The sequence below is a fragment of the Alteromonas aquimaris genome (genome assembly GCF_026183695.1).
Classification (GTDB): domain Bacteria; phylum Pseudomonadota; class Gammaproteobacteria; order Enterobacterales; family Alteromonadaceae; genus Alteromonas; species Alteromonas aquimaris.
This window is the reverse complement of record NZ_JAPFRD010000013.1, coordinates 161,451-177,543: the sequence shown is the minus strand read 5'-3', so window position 1 is coordinate 177,543 and position 16,093 is coordinate 161,451. Positions and strand designations below refer to the sequence as shown.

Genomic DNA, 16,093 nt, shown 5'->3' with positions numbered 1-16,093 from the left:
ACGGTGGTTTGATAGAAAATAGTAACCTTTAGTAACTAAAAAATAAATGGGCTGTGGGGAGCGACAGACAGATCGACCACTCATGACCGATGGAAATTACAGGCGGGTGTTCGTTCTTACTATTACGCATTGTCATGTTAAATGCACTACGAGATAACGAAAGCAGTGTAAAGAGTTTGGCTGTTCAGCCGCCTAATACGCTCAAAATGCGGGTGGGCACCGCAACAACTTTAATTTGCAATTACATGCAAAGCAGTGTGTCATGGGGTCTTCGCCACCGGTATGCGAACCTGCCAGAAGAACCATGCCTTAAGCGGTAATGGAGGGAGCCCCTTCCCATGCTGGCGGGTTTTAATCAATTTAAAGAAACACTCTTGCTTGTTACTGGCGTTTTTGCTGAAGTAAATCAATGGAGTGGCACACTATGAGGGACCTATGCTTACGCTGCATCACCTGAACGATTCTCGCTCACAACGCATTCTTTGGTTACTGGAAGAGTTAAAGTTAACCTATAAATTAGAAATTTATCAGCGGGATCCGAAAACTGGGCTGGCGCCAGCCTCGCTAAAAGCGCTACACCCATTGGGCAGAGCCCCTATTTTAACTACCGAAAATGGCACACTGGCAGAGTCGGGAGCCATTATAGAATATTTGACCAAGCACTATGCCACGGACGCATTTCAGATACCGGTCGATGAGCAAGCCTATCAATCATATCTTTTTTGGATGCATTTTGCTGAGGGCTCGTTAATGCCACCTCTGGTGGCTATGAAGGTGTTGACGAAGGCTCGCGAGAAAAGCCCCTTTCTGTTTAAGCCCGTAGTTAACAAAATGGTCGACGCGATAATACGGGCTTACTACGGGCCTAATCTTGAGCAGAGTCTGAAATACATAGAGTCGTGGTTGTCTTCACATGAATGGTTTGCAGGCAGTCAACCATCGGGCGCCGACGTACAAATGAGTTTTCCTTTGGAGTCGCTGGTGGCGACGAATCGAACGCGTGCCTATCCAGTGATTACTCAGTATGTGCAGCGCATTCATGAGCGTCCTGCCTATCAGGCTGCGCTTAAGAAAGGGGGTAAGTATTCCTACGCTTAATGATCGTTGCCTCTGTTTTGATAGTCATTAATCAACTGTAAGAAGGCACTGCCATAACGTTCTAATTTCGTTTGTCCCACCCCACTAACATCGAGAAATTCACTCGGGCTAGTGGGTAACTTATTGGCCATATCCACTAACGTAGCGTCACTGAAAATAACGAAAGGCGGCACCTCGTGTTCGTCAGCCAAAGTTTTTCTAAGATGCTTAAAGCGTTTAAACAACCCTTTGTCGTACTCCACTGAAAGGGTCTTTTTCTCTTTTTCCGGTTTGAATTCCAGCCGCGGTGCAGCCAGCTTTAGTTCACACTCACCTTTTAATACTGGCCTGGCAGCTTCGGTAAGCCTTAGCGCAGCGTGTGCGGTGATATCGACTCTGATCAATCCTTGATGAATAAGCTGGTTAATAATATTGTGCCAGTAGCTATCTGACTTATCTTTGCCAATCCCGTACGTTGTAAGCTGATCATGACCCGCGTCCTGAATACGTTTTAGCGCTTTACCTCTAAGTATATCGATCACGTACTGGTTGGAAGCCTGCTGTTCAAGTCTCAAAATACATGACAACACCTTTTGCGCCAGGACGATGCCATCAATCAACTTCGGTGGATCCAGACAAATATCACAATTGCCACAGGATTGATCACTGTATTGGGAAAAGTAATTCAGCAGAATTTGCCGACGACAGGTTTGTGCTTCGGCAAACGATTCCATGGCTTCAAATTTCTGCACTTCAATTGGCGTTTGGGTAAGATTGTCGCCCTGCTCAATCCACTGGCGTACCCGGGCTGCGTCATTTTCGTTAAACAGCAACATGGCGTCTGCAGGTAATCCATCTCGGCCGGCACGGCCAGTTTCCTGGTAATAACTTTCAATACTGCGGGGCACATCGTGGTGAAGCACAAAACGTACGTTTGACTTGTTAATGCCCATACCAAAGGCTACCGTGGCAACCACAATATCGATTTTGTCGCGTAAAAACTGCTGCAACACCATCTCGCGCTCATCGGCATCCATACCTGCATGATATGCCGCGCATTTATATCCCTGACGATATAAGCGTGCATATAAGTCATCTACTTTCGCACGACTGTTGCAATAAATAATACCGCTACCTTCGGCAGCTTTTACATACTTAGAAACTTGTTCGAAGGCCTTGTATTTTGACATGACACGGTAGCGAATGTTGGGTCTGTCAAAGCTACCTTTAAAGATGTAGGGCGAAGTGAGTGCCAACTGACTTACAATGTCAGATTGGGTGGCGGTGTCTGCTGTGGCGGTCAGAGCAATAATGGGCGTAGAGGGGAACTGTTGTTTAAGCGTGCTTAAACCCCGGTAGTCTTGTCTGAAGTCGTGCCCCCAGTGCGAAACGCAATGTGCCTCATCGATGGCAAATAAGGCCAAAGACAATTGTTTAATGGTCTGTAAAAAAGAAAACTGCAGCATTCTTTCGGGCGAGACATACAGTAAATCAAGGTGCCCCGCCTTCAGTGACTCTATGATGGATTGTTGCGTTTCACTGGACAATGTTGAATTGAGAAACGCCGCTTTAACCCCTGACTCCTTCAGCTGCTGCACCTGATCCTGCATTAACGAAATCAGCGGAGATACCACTATCGCAGTGCCCTCTCTTATTAATGCAGGCACCTGATAACATAAAGATTTACCGCCGCCCGTAGGTAACAGTACTAACACATCTTTACCCTCGATCAGGTGGTCGATAACTTCCTGTTGGCCAGGACGAAACGTTGCATAACCAAATACCCGCTCCAAAATGGTAGCGGCAGGTGATTGGCTGGACGTGGTTAAGCTGGTAGTAGTGCAGGTATCATTCATGCTGCGTAGTTTACGTGTTTTTCCCGTGTGCTTCATCAGTTAAGCAGGGCAAATTTCAAAAACAGCCCATGTGGCCAGGTCATACATAGCCTGGGTGCAAGTAATCGCCGACAATGCGCTACAATTGATTAGCAACGTTAAAAGGAGTCGCCGTGACAGAGCTGCAACTTACCCAAACTGGCGTTATCGACCATGTGATCAAACTCTTTCAGGAAAATATGCCCTTTAATCAACTTCTTGGGGTTCGATTTGTCACTGAAGATGATAGTATCCGCCTCGAAATTCCGTGGGACGATAAGTTAACCGGTAATCCGTTACAGAAAATTTTGCACGGTGGGGTTACGGCCTCACTACTGGACACCATTGGTGGCCTAACGGCCATTTTAAGTGCGGTGAAGCAGACGCAGGATGGCCATCTAGCCGAACTGGTGACAAGGCTGCCAACGATGGGGACAGTGGATATGCGAGTAGATTACCTCCGTCCCGGCCGAGGCAAACGTTTTATCGCGACGGGGCAGGTTATTCGAAAAGGTAGCAGAGTTGCCGTGTGCCGAATGGAGTTACACAATGAACGAGGTGATCATATCGCCTTTGGTACAGGCACCTATATGTTAGGCTAAGCAGGATTATGCGGGAGAGTTAAATGGCAGAACCATTACCAGAATTAATTGAAGAATTTGTCTCGAACCCTCAGGCTGATGACCCCGCGGCAATCCTGACGACCCTGGCTGCTCAGGATGATATCTATATTGCGACCTTGCTGGAGTCATTACCGGTAGAGCCGCGACTCAGTGTATGGGAGGGCATTCCACGCGACCGCAAACTCAATATCCTGGTTGAGATGCGCAGTGATCCCCGTGAAATCTTAATAGATGCCACACCCGATGGTGAATGGGCGGCCATCTTTGCCGATATTGAAGCCGAAGACTTGCTCGAACTGCTCGACTCGCTCCCCAATAAACTCATCGAACTGGCCTTCACGGCGCTGGATGAGCAACAACAAAACCACTTTAAAGCTGCATCTCAATTTAAAGATGAAGAAATTGGGCACTGGATGAATTACGGGATGCTGGTATTGCCATTAAATGCGAAAGTACGCGATGGCTTACGCTTGATCCGCCGCAATGTGCCGTCTCACTGCGACACCATCTTTTTAATTAACCGCTCTGGTCAGTTTTCTGCGGCGGTGCGCTTAACCCGTATATTTGGTTCGCCAGAACACGTGCCATTGGTTGAATTGACGGAAGAATCCATCCCTGCACTGAAAGGGAAAGACGATAGCACGACTGCATCTTTGCAAGTGCAACGCTCTGGCTATGCCTCGTTGCCGGTGATTGATGAGAACAATCAGTTGTTGGGGCGTGTAGACATTACCGCTGCCAGCGAGCTGGTAAACGAATTTTACGAGCGCCAGGTGATGGCTTCGGCGGGTATGGATGAGGATGAGGATTTATTTGCCCCAGTGGCAAAAAGTGCGCGTAACCGGGCGCTATGGCTGGGAATTAACCTATTAACCGCCTTCCTTGCATCGTGGTTCATCGGCCTGTTCGAGGCCACATTGCAGGAAGTGGTAGCGTTAGCTGTGTTAATGCCGGTGGTGGCGAGTATGGGGGGAATAGCGGGCAGTCAGACCTTAACTCTGATTGTGCGCGGGCTTGCATTGGGTCAGGTAACGCCTGCTAACATTAAAGCCTTAATGGTCAAAGAACTTAAAGTGGGTGGTGTGAATGGTATCATCTGGGCAATCATTATTGGTATCGTTGCGTATTTTTGGTTTACCAATGCAGCACTGGGTTTTGTGATTTGTTTTGCCATTCTGTTTAACATCGTGGCGGCAGCCATTGCGGGAGTCCTGGTGCCGGTGATCCTGGATAAGTTAAGAATCGACCCAGCACTATCAGGCTCAGTCATTCTAACCACAGTAACTGACGTTGTCGGCTTCGTGGCGTTCTTAGGTTTAGGCACGCTTATTTTGTTATAAACTTTGTTATAGCGATAAAAAAGGAGGCTTCGTCGCCTTATCTCTTGAACGGGGGGGCATTTTGCAGACAATGCCCTCCTTAGCTTTCACTTTTAATTCATCTTATTCCTGGAATGACTTTTGACCCAGCCAATTGCTTCAACTGACGCTGATAAGCGTACTCGCGCCGGTGTGTTTTTTGCCATCGCTGCTTATAGCATGTGGGGCTTAGCGCCTATGTATTTCAAATTACTGCAAGCCATGCCCGCAATCGAAATTCTGATGCACCGGGTAATTTGGTCTGCGCTGATACTGGCAGGGTTGATTCTTGGTTTTAAACAAAAGGCAAAAGTCATCAAAGCTTTACGTTCGCGTAAAGTCATGACCATCTTACTCATCGCCGGGTTACTATTGGGCGCGAACTGGTTATTGTTTATCTGGGCTATAAACAGTAACCATATCTTGGATGCGAGTTTGGGATACTACATTAATCCGCTGATTAATATTTTGCTAGGTCGCTTATTTCTGGGGGAGAAACTTAGACCATTACAACAGGTTGCAGTGGTGCTGGCAGTCCTCGGGGTGTCCGTACTGGTCGTCTCATATGGGCAGTTACCGTGGATTGCGTTAGTGCTGGCTGGTACGTTCGGTGTGTATGGATTGTTGCGTAAACAAGTGGAGGTAGATTCACTGCCTGGTTTGTTTATCGAAACCATGATGATGCTGCCCTTTGCACTGGTATTTTGGCTATGGTTTGCTTCTCCACAAAGTGACATGACGACAAACTCGCTTGAATTCAACGCTATTTTATTTGCCGCCGGCATCGTAACCACCGCCCCTCTTTTGTGTTTTACTGCTGCAGCGAGACGCATAATGTATTCGACTTTAGGCTTTTTCCAATATATCGGGCCCACGATGATGTTTGTGCTGGCGGTATTCTTATATGGTGAACCTCTCGAAGAAGCCCGGTTGATTACATTTGGATTTGTGTGGACTGGGTTAATTTTGTTTAGTGCGGATTCGCTGAGGTTTTATCATCGGCAGAAGAAGTTGCGCCTCAATTTTAAAAAAAGCTAGTCCAACGAAAGGTAAGCAAGATTTTTTAGGTTCACAAAACATTGACTGTTAACAATGTTGGGCGAAATAAATACGTTTTTTGTTGAATTTAAGTACAAATTTTTTTAAATGTAAGCGCTTTAATTAGCAGACTCTAAAAATAATTAAGCTACTATGGACAGTTGTATGCAGTATCAAAAAGGGATTTTTGCAGTTTTATTTGCAATGTCGTTAATTTTTTCGACCCACGCCACCAGTTTTACCCTTAGCACTACCACCCCTGACTCTAATGGTAAAGGGGTTCTACCCCGTTTTCACGGATTTATCATCCAAAGCTAGGCCGATTCCTCCAAACTGACCCGGTGGGTTATGAAGAGCAGATGAATCTTTATGCTCATGTAAATAATGATCCCGCAAATATAGTGGAGTCAACTGGTATGACCTCAAATCCAATAAGCTCATTTGGAATGTGGTCGAAGTCACATAGCATTACTCAGCAAAAGATTAAGAAAGATTTAAAAAAAGCGAAAAAGCTAGCAGGTGTGTTTGTTGCATCTGGAGGTGTTCAAGGTGCTGGTAAAATTCTTGGCTATATCCCTGTTCCACAAGCGAAAGCTGCATCAAGAGCAATTAACTTGGCTAATATAGTTCTAAATGGGGATGCTTCTAGTGTAGCTGGAGAAGTTACATCCACATTTGTTGAAGCAATACAAGGAGGACCGTCCGGAGACTCAGATACATTGGAGATGCAACCTCCTCCCTGCTCAAGAATCCAATGGGATGGAACATGCATTTAAGGCAGAATTATGGACAAGATTAATAAAAATTTTGAAAATATAATTTTAACTATTTGTAGTATATTTTTCATCTGTTTAGTTATTAGCGGTGTTATGTCTGGTTGTGTTAGTCCAAAGGGCAGTCAAGAATATTGTTTAAGCTCATCACCAAATATGTATTTTATTATCCTGGCGATATATGTAATGTTTGTGACCGCAGGCTTCTACAAAGTGTATGTAAACTTAATGAGAAAGACATAATGTTTCAATTATCTATTTTCGTACTTTTGATGACTGTCAGTGAAAGAGCTTTTACCGAACCATCAATAGAAAATGCATGGCACTGCAAAACCACATATGACGTTGGAGAGTTTCAAAATGTAATAGACCATCACATCAATTTTGACTCAAACGGGAAGTATAGTTTTTCCACGAGCATTTCTTTTGTCGATACGAATAGTAAAAAATCTGAGTTATTGGCATTTGTAGATGGTGACTACAGTTTTCAAAATGATTTACTTGAATACAAAAACGTAAAAAATGTGGATATTCAGATTAAATCCGATGAACTCAATATATTAACTTCAGGTTCTATTGACGAACTAAAAGATATGTTGAAGCAGAATTCAGATTCTAAATATGCGACGCTGAAATTATCCAATGAAATTTGGATTTCGCAAGATTCTGTTTCAGGTGAAAAAATTACTTGTTTTAAGAAAAAGTAAGCTTTTTAAACAACGGCATTACTAGAAAGGGAATTAAAAAAAATTTCTAAGAAAATATGAAAAGTAGCGAAATTTAAATTTATAATCAGGCGTTGCATATGCTATGAAGTTGAGTGAATACGTCATAGTCGCTTGGTATATACTTCGTCTGCAATCCTGACTAATCACCCTAGTGCAGAAGCGTCGGTTTGTTCGTATTCGTACTGATTAATGAGAGAGCTCCCCATCAGGATAGTTTCATTGCCTGAAGGGTACTATTTTTCATATAAATTTTTAATATTAAGCAGCAAACTAATACCAAGGTTGAGCATTCATCGATTACAAATCAGCTGATGATTACTATGCTTCAAGTTGTTTAATAGGTGATTTAATAAACTGAATTGAGTCAGTTAATTATCCCTAACACCAATCTGATTGCGACCATTTGCCTTGGCTTCGTAAAGCAATTTATCGGCGTCAGAAAGCAACGCTTCGATATTGTGTGACGGTCGGGTACTTAACCCGATGCTGGTGGTCACGTTGATTTCTATATTGTCGAAAACGATGACAGAGCCTTCTACCAGCTTGCGGAATTTTTCCAGTCGTATAAACGCTTTTTCTGGCGAAAACTGGGGGAGATAGACACAAAATTCTTCTCCGCCAAAGCGCGCTACATAGACATCATCAAAAGCTTGGGCAATCAGCTGAGCAACATGCTTTAAGACGTGGTCGCCAGCATCATGTCCGTAGGTATCATTGATTGCTTTAAAATAATCTAAATCCAATAAGGCCAGCGCTTGTTTGGCGGGCAAATTTTTAAAACTGTGATTAACTGAATAGAAAAAATGTCGCCGATTGGGTAAACCGGTAAGAAAATCCTTATTGGCCGCTTCGCGGATGGTTTTAACGTTATCTATCAGCTCCAGATTCTGGGTGATGCGACACATAAATTCTTCGTAGCAATAGGGTTTTCGCAGTACATCATTCGCACCACTTTTAATGTAGTGTGCCGACAGCAATCCACTTTCATGTTCAGATACCCCAATAATCGCTAATTCTTCTTTACTATACTCTTTACGTAAATTAGCGATAAAGGCGGTGGAAGGCTGATCTTCAATACTGTCAGCGAGAATGACCAGTTGTATATGGGCATGTAAATCCAGTATGTCTATCGCTTCTTTTGCCCCCAGCGCTTCATAGATAATAAAGTGATGTCGTTTAAGCAAGGCAACCATCGTCTGGCGGCTGTGGCGGAACGCATCTATCACAAGCACGCCGACCTTTTTGTTTTTTTCCAGGCGCACCAGTAGCCGGCTTAAATAATCATAGATCTGGCCATTCTCTTTGGGTATGTAATCTACTACTTGGCGGGCCAGTACAGCATTACGCGTGCTGGCATCATTGCTGTCGGTAACCGCAATGGTGGGGAGGAAGGCGTTAATGGTAAAATCCAGCGCTTCACCGTGGCGTGCATCCGGTAAACGGTAATCAACGATGGCGCACAAATACTCCTCTGGAGTAGATTGCCTGAATTTAAATTCAGCTTCGGTAAGCGAATTGGCACCGACCGGATTTAAACCCGCGTTGCGCACCAATTTAGACATTAATGCTAAGCTGTGTGTGCTTTGCTCCACTACCAGCACTTTTTTTTGCATGAATCCTGTATCCTGCGTGAATGGTCAATTGCCTTTCCAGATACGATTGACATTTGCTAAAGTGTGCCGGTGGTCGACTGTCCCTGTTGACCAAATTTTATTCAATTATGCCTCTTCAAGCTTAGCATATGCAAGCACCAGCCATTTACTGCCGAATTCTGCAAAATTCACCTGTACCCGGGCATGTTCCCCCGAGCCTTCATAATTGAGTACCACGCCCTCACCAAATTTGCGGTGTCGTACCCGCTGGCCTAACGAGAAACCGCTATTTTCAAATGCCTCATGAGAAGTGGCGCGACTAAAGCGATTATGCACAGGGCGCGATATGGTTGAGCGCAGGCGCACTTCTTCGACGTATTCAGATGGGATTTCACGGATAAAACGTGAAGCCGTATGGAACTTATCCTGTCCATACAGGCGACGGCTTTCAGCATAGGTCATAAACAGTTTTTGCATGGCGCGAGTCATGCCCACATAGGCCAGACGGCGTTCTTCTTCCATCCGCCCTGGTTCATCGTTCGTCATTTGACTGGGGAACATGCCTTCTTCGACACCCGCTAAAAAGACTAAGGGGAACTCCAACCCTTTTGCAGTGTGAATAGTCATCATTTGTACCGCGTCCTGATCGCTGTCGGCCTGCGCTTCACCCGCTTCAAGCGAAGCGTGCGCCAAAAAGGCGGCTAATGGCGTCATTTCTTCGGCTTCTTCCGGTACGATAAACTGTTTACAGGCGGTAACCAGTTCTTCTAAGTTTTCCAGACGTGCCTGCGCTTTTTCTCCCTTTTCCGCCTGATACATGGCGTACAAACCGGATCGGTGAATGGCTTTATCAGCCTGTTCTTCTAAGGGAAGTTGGCTAAGCTCCTGTTCCAGATCTGTTATTAAGCCTATAAACGCCTGTAATGCCTTGGCCGCACGACCTTTCAGGGCACCTTCATTGATGAGCAAATGACTAGCCTGCCACATCGAGCAGTTTTGCGTACGCGCAGACTCTCTGATTTGTCCTAAGGTCTTCTCTCCCATACCGCGGCTGGGCGTGTTGACTACACGTTCAAACGCTGCGTCATCATGGGGATGACTAACCATGCGCAAATAGCCCAATGCATCTTTGATTTCTTGACGTTCGAAAAAGCGCAGCCCGCCGTAAATACGATAAGCTAAATTTTCATGCAATAACGCCTCTTCCAACACACGGGACTGAGCGTTATTGCGATATAAAATGGCACAGTCTTGTAATGGATTCCCTTTATCCAGCCAGTTTTTAATTTGTGAGACAATGAAACGGGCCTCATCTAACTCATTGAAACCCGCATATACAGATACCGGCTCACCTTCGCTACCTTGTGTCCACAACTCTTTGCCTAAGCGCCCCTGATTGTTTGCAATGACGGCATTGGCAGCTTTTAGGATGGTAGCGGTAGAGCGATAATTTTGCTCCAGGCGGATAGTGGAGGGAGAGCGAAAGTCCTTTAGAAAATGTTGAATATTATCAATATTAGCACCGCGCCATCCGTAAATGGACTGGTCATCATCTCCCACGATCATGATGGTGTTGTTATCGCCGCAAAGCATTCGCAACCAAGCGTATTGAATATTATTGGTATCCTGAAACTCATCAACCAGGATAGCCTGAAAACGCTGCTGGTAATGAGCTAAAACGGAAGGGTTGTTGGCCCACAGCTCATGTGCGCGCAACAGCAACTCCGCAAAGTCGACCAGCCCGGAACGATCACACGCATCCTGATAGGCTGCATAAATTTCCTGCATTTTTTTCTGCGTATGATCATGATGAGTTTCTATGTGATGGGGGCGTAATCCTTCATCCTTGTTGCCATTGATATACCATTGGATCTGCCGGGGCGCCCAGTGTTTTTCGTCCAAATTCATGGCTTTTAATACACGTCGAATAAGACGATACTGATCGTCCGAGTCAATAATTTGAAAATTCTCAGGTAATTTGGCCTCTGCATAATGACTGCGAAGTAAGCGGTGCGCCAGGCCATGAAAAGTACCTATCCACATGGTATGCATGCTGCGTTGCATTACTCTTTCTACCCGACCGCGCATCTCACGGGCGGCTTTATTGGTGAAGGTAACCGCCAGAATAGAGTAGGGGGCAATATTTTCTACTTCCATAAGCCAGGCCATACGATGCACTAACACACGGGTTTTTCCGCTACCGGCACCCGCCAGCACCAACATGTTAGAGAGAGGAGCGGCTACCGCTTCGCGTTGTTTATCATTTAAATCATCTAGTAGCCGTGACACATCCATAAATATACCCCTCTTAACGTATTTGAGATGCATTATGCCAGCAGGCTGGTAATTTATACAGTGAGAATTGACGGGCGGTGGCAAAGGCCGCTAAATTTATGCCGCTATGCTTGCTGATCGCTAGATTATTCTGTTCTTATTTAATCCAAAATACCATTAACACAGCTTTGGGCAATGAGCACCGCTTAGGTATGATGCCGAATATATAACGCCCCCCAAAGTATTTTTATGAGAGTTTGACGATGCAGGCACCCAACAATACCATCGACTTTTGGCGCGAGCTGAAGAACACCGCCACAGGTGTAGCCGAGAACGAGCCTTTGTTAGCCAGCTATATTCATGCGTGTATTCTTACTCATCATAATTTTGAATCGTCATTAAGCTTTATTCTGTCAAATAAAATGGCCGATGACGTAATGCCTGCACTCGCAATTCGCGAAGTATTTGACGAAGCCTATTTGTTACAACCCGCAATTGCTGAAGCCGCGATTGCGGATATCACTGCGGTATTTCAACGCGACGCAGCGACCTCTGACTATCTCACGCCACTGCTGTATTTTAAAGGTTTTCAGGCGGTGCAGGTGCATCGGCTAGCGCACTATTTATGGCAACAAGGTAGAAATCAACTTGCCTTATTTTTACAAAGTCGGAATTCACAAACCTTTGGGGTGGATATTCATCCTGCTGCAAGGCTTGGACACGGCGTCATGTTTGACCATGCTACCGGGATCGTGGTGGGTGAAACCGCCGTCATCGAAGACAATGTCTCCATTCTGCAAAACGTGACCCTAGGCGGCACCGGTAATGAATCGGGGGATCGTCATCCGAAAATACGCCAAAATGTATTGATAGGTGCAGGCGCGAAAATTCTAGGCAATATCGAAATAGGTGAAGGTTCAAAAGTAGGGGCGGGCAGTGTGGTGTTGTCTGACGTACCTGAACACGTCACCGTGGTGGGTGTACCCGCCAAAGTGGTTGGCCGTCCCTGTTGCCAGCGTCCTTGTGAATCAATGAATCAAAACGTGCTGGAAGATAATTACGCCAACCAGCAGTAAATTTCACGCCCGTTTATTCACGATTAGGGGCCGCACGCAGTGCCCCTGCACGGGGTTAATCACCAGTCATACACGTGATGATTATAGATAAAGCATTTCTTTTCTGGTGGGTGCCAGCTTTGCCAGTAGCTGATTCTGTAATCGATGGGATACGTTCGCCTTATTCATTGCATTAATTAACAAGTCGACGGTTCGGTTGAAATGCGCTTCGGTAATATTCATGCCGGTGTGAACCTGGGTCATTGAGTCACCGGTGTATTCACACGGGCCACCACTTAGAAAACAAATCTGTTCGGTAAGTTTTTGTTTAAATCGGTCAATATTGCTGCCTTCAAAATAAGGCAAAATTTGCGGGTCGTATTCGATTTCATAAACAAAATTTTCAACAATCTCAGCAATTTTATGCGCGCCACCGAGTTGCTGATACAGCGATGAATGGGTCGCGGTGCAGGCACTCAGGGTGAGCAGCAGTAACAGTACGAATGATTTCATGTTGGTTACCAGAGTTGTCCGTTTAATGATAAATAAAGGCCGGATTGGCGCTGTGCACCGGCAATAGTGCCTAACTCAGCCCACGCCAGGGTAAGGCTGAAATGCTTGCTGGGTATATAGGTGACGAAGTAATCTACCCAGTCATCTTCTTGCAGCCCGAGGTTATCCGGCTTCTGACGATACTCCATCCCAATCGCCAGGTGGCGTGATAACAAGATCCCTGCACTGGCTTCAAGCATGATTTCATAATCGTCATTATTAATACCCCCAAAACCCAGCAATCCCATTTCATTAGCTTTCGTTGCGCGTGCGGTTAAATTCCAGATGGCATTAAAACCACCGATTGCGCCTAAATGCACCTTTGTCGCGGCGATATAAAAATCGTTGCCGCTGGAGGCTGACGTTGCGCCTAAGGCATTAGCGATGGCTTTGTCCTCGAGTTGTTTGTGCTGCATGCCAACACTGATTTGTGGCCACTCAGAAAACACCACGTCACCATTTAGTCGATACTTGATGCCAAAAATTTTTTGTTTAATGTCGCCACCCAGGCTTTTTAAATCAAAGCGCTGATGTGCCACACTAAACTCCAACCGATCGTATACGGAAACACTGGCACTTAACATGGTCAGACGATAGTCATCTACATCGACCTGCGTTGCTGACGAGGTGGCCGAGATTTGGTCGCGACTATCATAACCTGCCAACGTGGCCCAGGGTACAATACCGCCGCCGCCACTGCCTTCTACCTGTATCAGACCGGCAGTACCTATTAACTTGCCTTCAGCGGCGAATGTGTTGCTGCTACTTATGCTGATAAGTGCTACCGCTGCCCACTTTAAAAACCTGATCATAATTTTTTACTTCATCCAGTCTGTTGCTAAATTATCGGTATACCAGTTTATTAGTTGTACCAATGGTGCAGGCTTACATATGTAATAGCCTTGTGCCCATTTGCACCCCCAGTCCCGCAGCAGGGTTAATGAAGCGTTATCTTCAACGCCTTCTGCCACTACTGACAGATTAAAGCTTTTAGCCAGTTGCAAAATAGTCTGTACGATTTGTTGATCGCTATTTTGCTCGTTCAATTTAAGCACAAAGCTCTTGTCAATTTTAAGCTCGGTCACAGGTAAACTTTTCAAGTAAGTTAATGATGAATAACCCGTCCCAAAGTCGTCTATAGCTAACGAAAACCCGGCATCTCTGAAGCGTTGCAATTCCACTATTGCCTTAGTGGGTTCAGAAACGATGTCACTTTCGGTGATTTCAAAGGATAAGCAATCCGCAGCCAAATTGAATTCTTTTAATTTATCAGTAACATAGGTAAGCAGGTGAGGGTCCACAATGTCTTTTGCTGATAAATTGATGGCCACGCTAAGCGGTATGTTTTGCTCGCGCATTATGGCTACATCATCGACCACCGCATTTATAACCCACTCTGTAACCTGATTTATCAATCCGGCTTGTTCAGCAATCGCGATAAATTCATCCGGCGGCACAAACCCGAGTCGTTCACTGTTCCAGCGAATAAGCGCCTCAGCGTGATCGACTTGATTGGTGTGTAAATTGAGCTTTGGTTGATAGCTGATGCTAAGTTCCGAGTGCTTGCTTGCCAATGCCTTTTTGAGTTCAGAGATTATGGCCAATCGTCTGATATAGTTCTTTTCGAATTCTTCTGCATAGGTGACGATAAGATCCGGTGTAACCCGAGCCTCGTCTAAACAGATATTTATCCGCTTAAACACGCTTTCGCTATTATCGCAGTCTTGCGGACAATGCAGTACGCCCAGCGCTATTTTTATGTTCATCACTACATCATCGACGATGATCGGCATTTCGATCTTACGCTGGATGACGCGAAGCATGTCGCCATTTAATTCTTTGTCAGGCAGCCACAAAAATTCACCACCGCTCAATCGGGCACATTTACCATCCAATTGCTCAAACCGGGCGGCAATTGCCTGTAAACAACGGTCACCACTTTGATAACCAAAAATGTCGTTAACACCCCTGAAACCGTGGATATTAGCGCCTATCACCATAAATTCAGTGTTTTCCTTAAATTTGGCATCAAGAATTTTGGCGATTTTATACCGATTGAAAATGCCGGTGAGCAAGTCATGCGTGGCCTGGAAAACGATTTCCGATTGCCGCTCTTTGATATTTGCCTGCATTGCAACGAAAGCGTTGGAAAGCGCATCTATTTCTTTTGTTTTCGAGTCAACCTCAATAAGCTGGTCGTAATCGCCAGCGGAAATTTTACGCGCATAGCGGGATAATCCATATAACGGCGTGGAAAGTTTTTTGGCGAGCATAGCCCCAAACATCAAAGTTAATATCAGTAGTAATCCGGCAATGACTGAAATTTTAAGTTGTAAACGATTAAACTCTCCGTAAAGACGGGTAACATTTTCTGACAGCGTGACCCAGATCTGGTTATTGTCATTATCAACGTAGAGAAAACGTTTAGAAATATACAATGCATCGCTAAACAGCAGCACATCGAGCCAGGATAAATCAGCGTTGGTCTGCTTTAATGCCTGCTCCTTGATAGCCGGTTGCAGCGTGCTGACGGAGTAAGAAATGTCATTTGACTGTTCAACGCTGATAGTGACATCCAACTGCGTGATACCCTTTAACCTTTCTAACAGGCGGTTATCAACATTAAAACCGATCAACGTAATACCGTGTGGGCGTGGCGTTTCCACCACAAGCAAAATTGCCTGATATAACTGATCGTTGAGCATCATGATAGTGCTGACACCACCACGTTGGTTGGTTTGTTCAATCAGATTTTGGTAGGGAAACGGTTCACCGACATTCAGGCTGGAGTTGGTTGTACTGATGACGCTACCCTGGAGTGATAATTGTGCCATCAAATCTGCTTCGACCCGCCGCCCATGATTGAGTAAAGCGCTTTCTATCGTGGCTTCATCGTCACTGGCCACTGCAGCTTTGAAGCCAAAATCTGAAGTAAGAATGTCCACAGAATTGTAAAGTTGCTCTTCACGATTGCGAAAAATCTGCTTAAAAACCGACTCAGCAATTTGAAGATTGGTTTCCAGTTGCTGTTCGGCATGCTCGACAGTAGAAAACCAGACATTGACCAGAATGGCGATGGTAGATAAAAGTACCAGCCCACCGGTGAGTCTGAATATTTGTTGATTAAGTGATTTAGCTGCCAACCTAAA

Annotated in this window: 13 protein-coding genes; 7 read left to right on the top strand and 6 right to left on the bottom strand. The window is 45.3% G+C overall.

Annotated features, from left to right (window positions below):
* Window positions 1-435: 435 nt before the first annotated feature.
* Window positions 436-1,098 (top strand): glutathione S-transferase, encoded by a 663-nt coding sequence (locus OPS25_RS15315; protein WP_265618755.1) that lies wholly within the window; start codon window positions 436-438, stop codon window positions 1,096-1,098.
* Here the strand turns inward: OPS25_RS15315 and recQ are convergent.
* Window positions 1,095-2,933, bottom strand: coding sequence for a DNA helicase RecQ (gene recQ, locus OPS25_RS15310; RefSeq protein WP_265618864.1), 1,839 nt, complete (start codon window positions 2,931-2,933; stop codon window positions 1,095-1,097). The two genes, OPS25_RS15315 and recQ, sit on opposite strands and share 4 nt — an antisense overlap.
* 218 nt (window positions 2,934-3,151) lie before the next feature.
* Here recQ and OPS25_RS15305 point away from each other — a divergent pair, with 218 nt between their 5' ends.
* The 5 genes from OPS25_RS15305 to OPS25_RS15285 all read left to right on the top strand — a co-directional run bounded on the left by OPS25_RS15305 (window position 3,152) and on the right by OPS25_RS15285 (window position 7,450).
* Window positions 3,152-3,553: a thioesterase family protein gene (locus OPS25_RS15305; protein WP_407080252.1), complete on the top strand. Its 402-nt coding sequence runs from the start codon at window positions 3,152-3,154 to the stop codon at window positions 3,551-3,553.
* A gap of 23 nt (window positions 3,554-3,576) precedes the next feature.
* Window positions 3,577-4,914 (top strand): magnesium transporter, encoded by a 1,338-nt coding sequence (locus OPS25_RS15300; protein ID WP_265618753.1) that lies wholly within the window; start codon window positions 3,577-3,579, stop codon window positions 4,912-4,914.
* A 120-nt stretch (window positions 4,915-5,034) separates the two neighbouring features.
* Complete coding sequence (rarD, locus tag OPS25_RS15295; protein WP_265618752.1) at window positions 5,035-5,970, top strand: EamA family transporter RarD; 936 nt, start codon at window positions 5,035-5,037, stop codon at window positions 5,968-5,970.
* Between the two features lie 299 nt (window positions 5,971-6,269).
* Window positions 6,270-6,746, top strand: coding sequence for an RHS repeat-associated core domain-containing protein (locus OPS25_RS15290; protein ID WP_265618863.1), 477 nt, complete (start codon window positions 6,270-6,272; stop codon window positions 6,744-6,746).
* Window positions 6,747-6,985: 239 nt separating this feature from the next.
* Window positions 6,986-7,450, top strand: coding sequence for a hypothetical protein (locus OPS25_RS15285; RefSeq protein ID WP_265618751.1), 465 nt, complete (start codon window positions 6,986-6,988; stop codon window positions 7,448-7,450).
* A 389-nt stretch (window positions 7,451-7,839) separates the two neighbouring features.
* On the opposite strand, the gene OPS25_RS15280 is transcribed toward OPS25_RS15285, so the two are convergent.
* Entirely contained in the window at window positions 7,840-9,084 is a 1,245-nt protein-coding gene (locus OPS25_RS15280) for a diguanylate cyclase (protein ID WP_265618750.1), read from the bottom strand.
* Between the two features lie 105 nt (window positions 9,085-9,189).
* The gene (uvrD, locus tag OPS25_RS15275; RefSeq protein WP_265618749.1) at window positions 9,190-11,358 is read right to left on the bottom strand and encodes a DNA helicase II; all 2,169 of its coding nucleotides are present in this window, start codon (window positions 11,356-11,358) and stop codon (window positions 9,190-9,192) included.
* 242 nt (window positions 11,359-11,600) lie between these two features.
* Between uvrD and cysE the strand changes: the two genes are divergently transcribed.
* Entirely contained in the window at window positions 11,601-12,413 is an 813-nt protein-coding gene (gene cysE, locus OPS25_RS15270) for a serine O-acetyltransferase (RefSeq protein WP_265618748.1), read from the top strand.
* Window positions 12,414-12,494: 81 nt separating this feature from the next.
* Here cysE and OPS25_RS15265 read toward each other — a convergent pair whose 3' ends face one another.
* From OPS25_RS15265 to OPS25_RS15255, 3 genes are read right to left on the bottom strand one after another with little or no spacing between them, the layout of a single operon-like run.
* Window positions 12,495-12,905, bottom strand: a complete 411-nt coding sequence (locus OPS25_RS15265) for a group I truncated hemoglobin (protein ID WP_265618746.1) — start codon at window positions 12,903-12,905, stop codon at window positions 12,495-12,497.
* A gap of 5 nt (window positions 12,906-12,910) precedes the next feature.
* The gene (locus OPS25_RS15260; protein WP_265618745.1) at window positions 12,911-13,756 is read right to left on the bottom strand and encodes a DUF3034 family protein; all 846 of its coding nucleotides are present in this window, start codon (window positions 13,754-13,756) and stop codon (window positions 12,911-12,913) included.
* Between the two features lie 6 nt (window positions 13,757-13,762).
* Window positions 13,763-16,087, bottom strand: coding sequence for an EAL domain-containing protein (locus OPS25_RS15255; RefSeq protein WP_265618744.1), 2,325 nt, complete (start codon window positions 16,085-16,087; stop codon window positions 13,763-13,765).
* Between the last annotated feature and the right edge of the window lie 6 nt (window positions 16,088-16,093).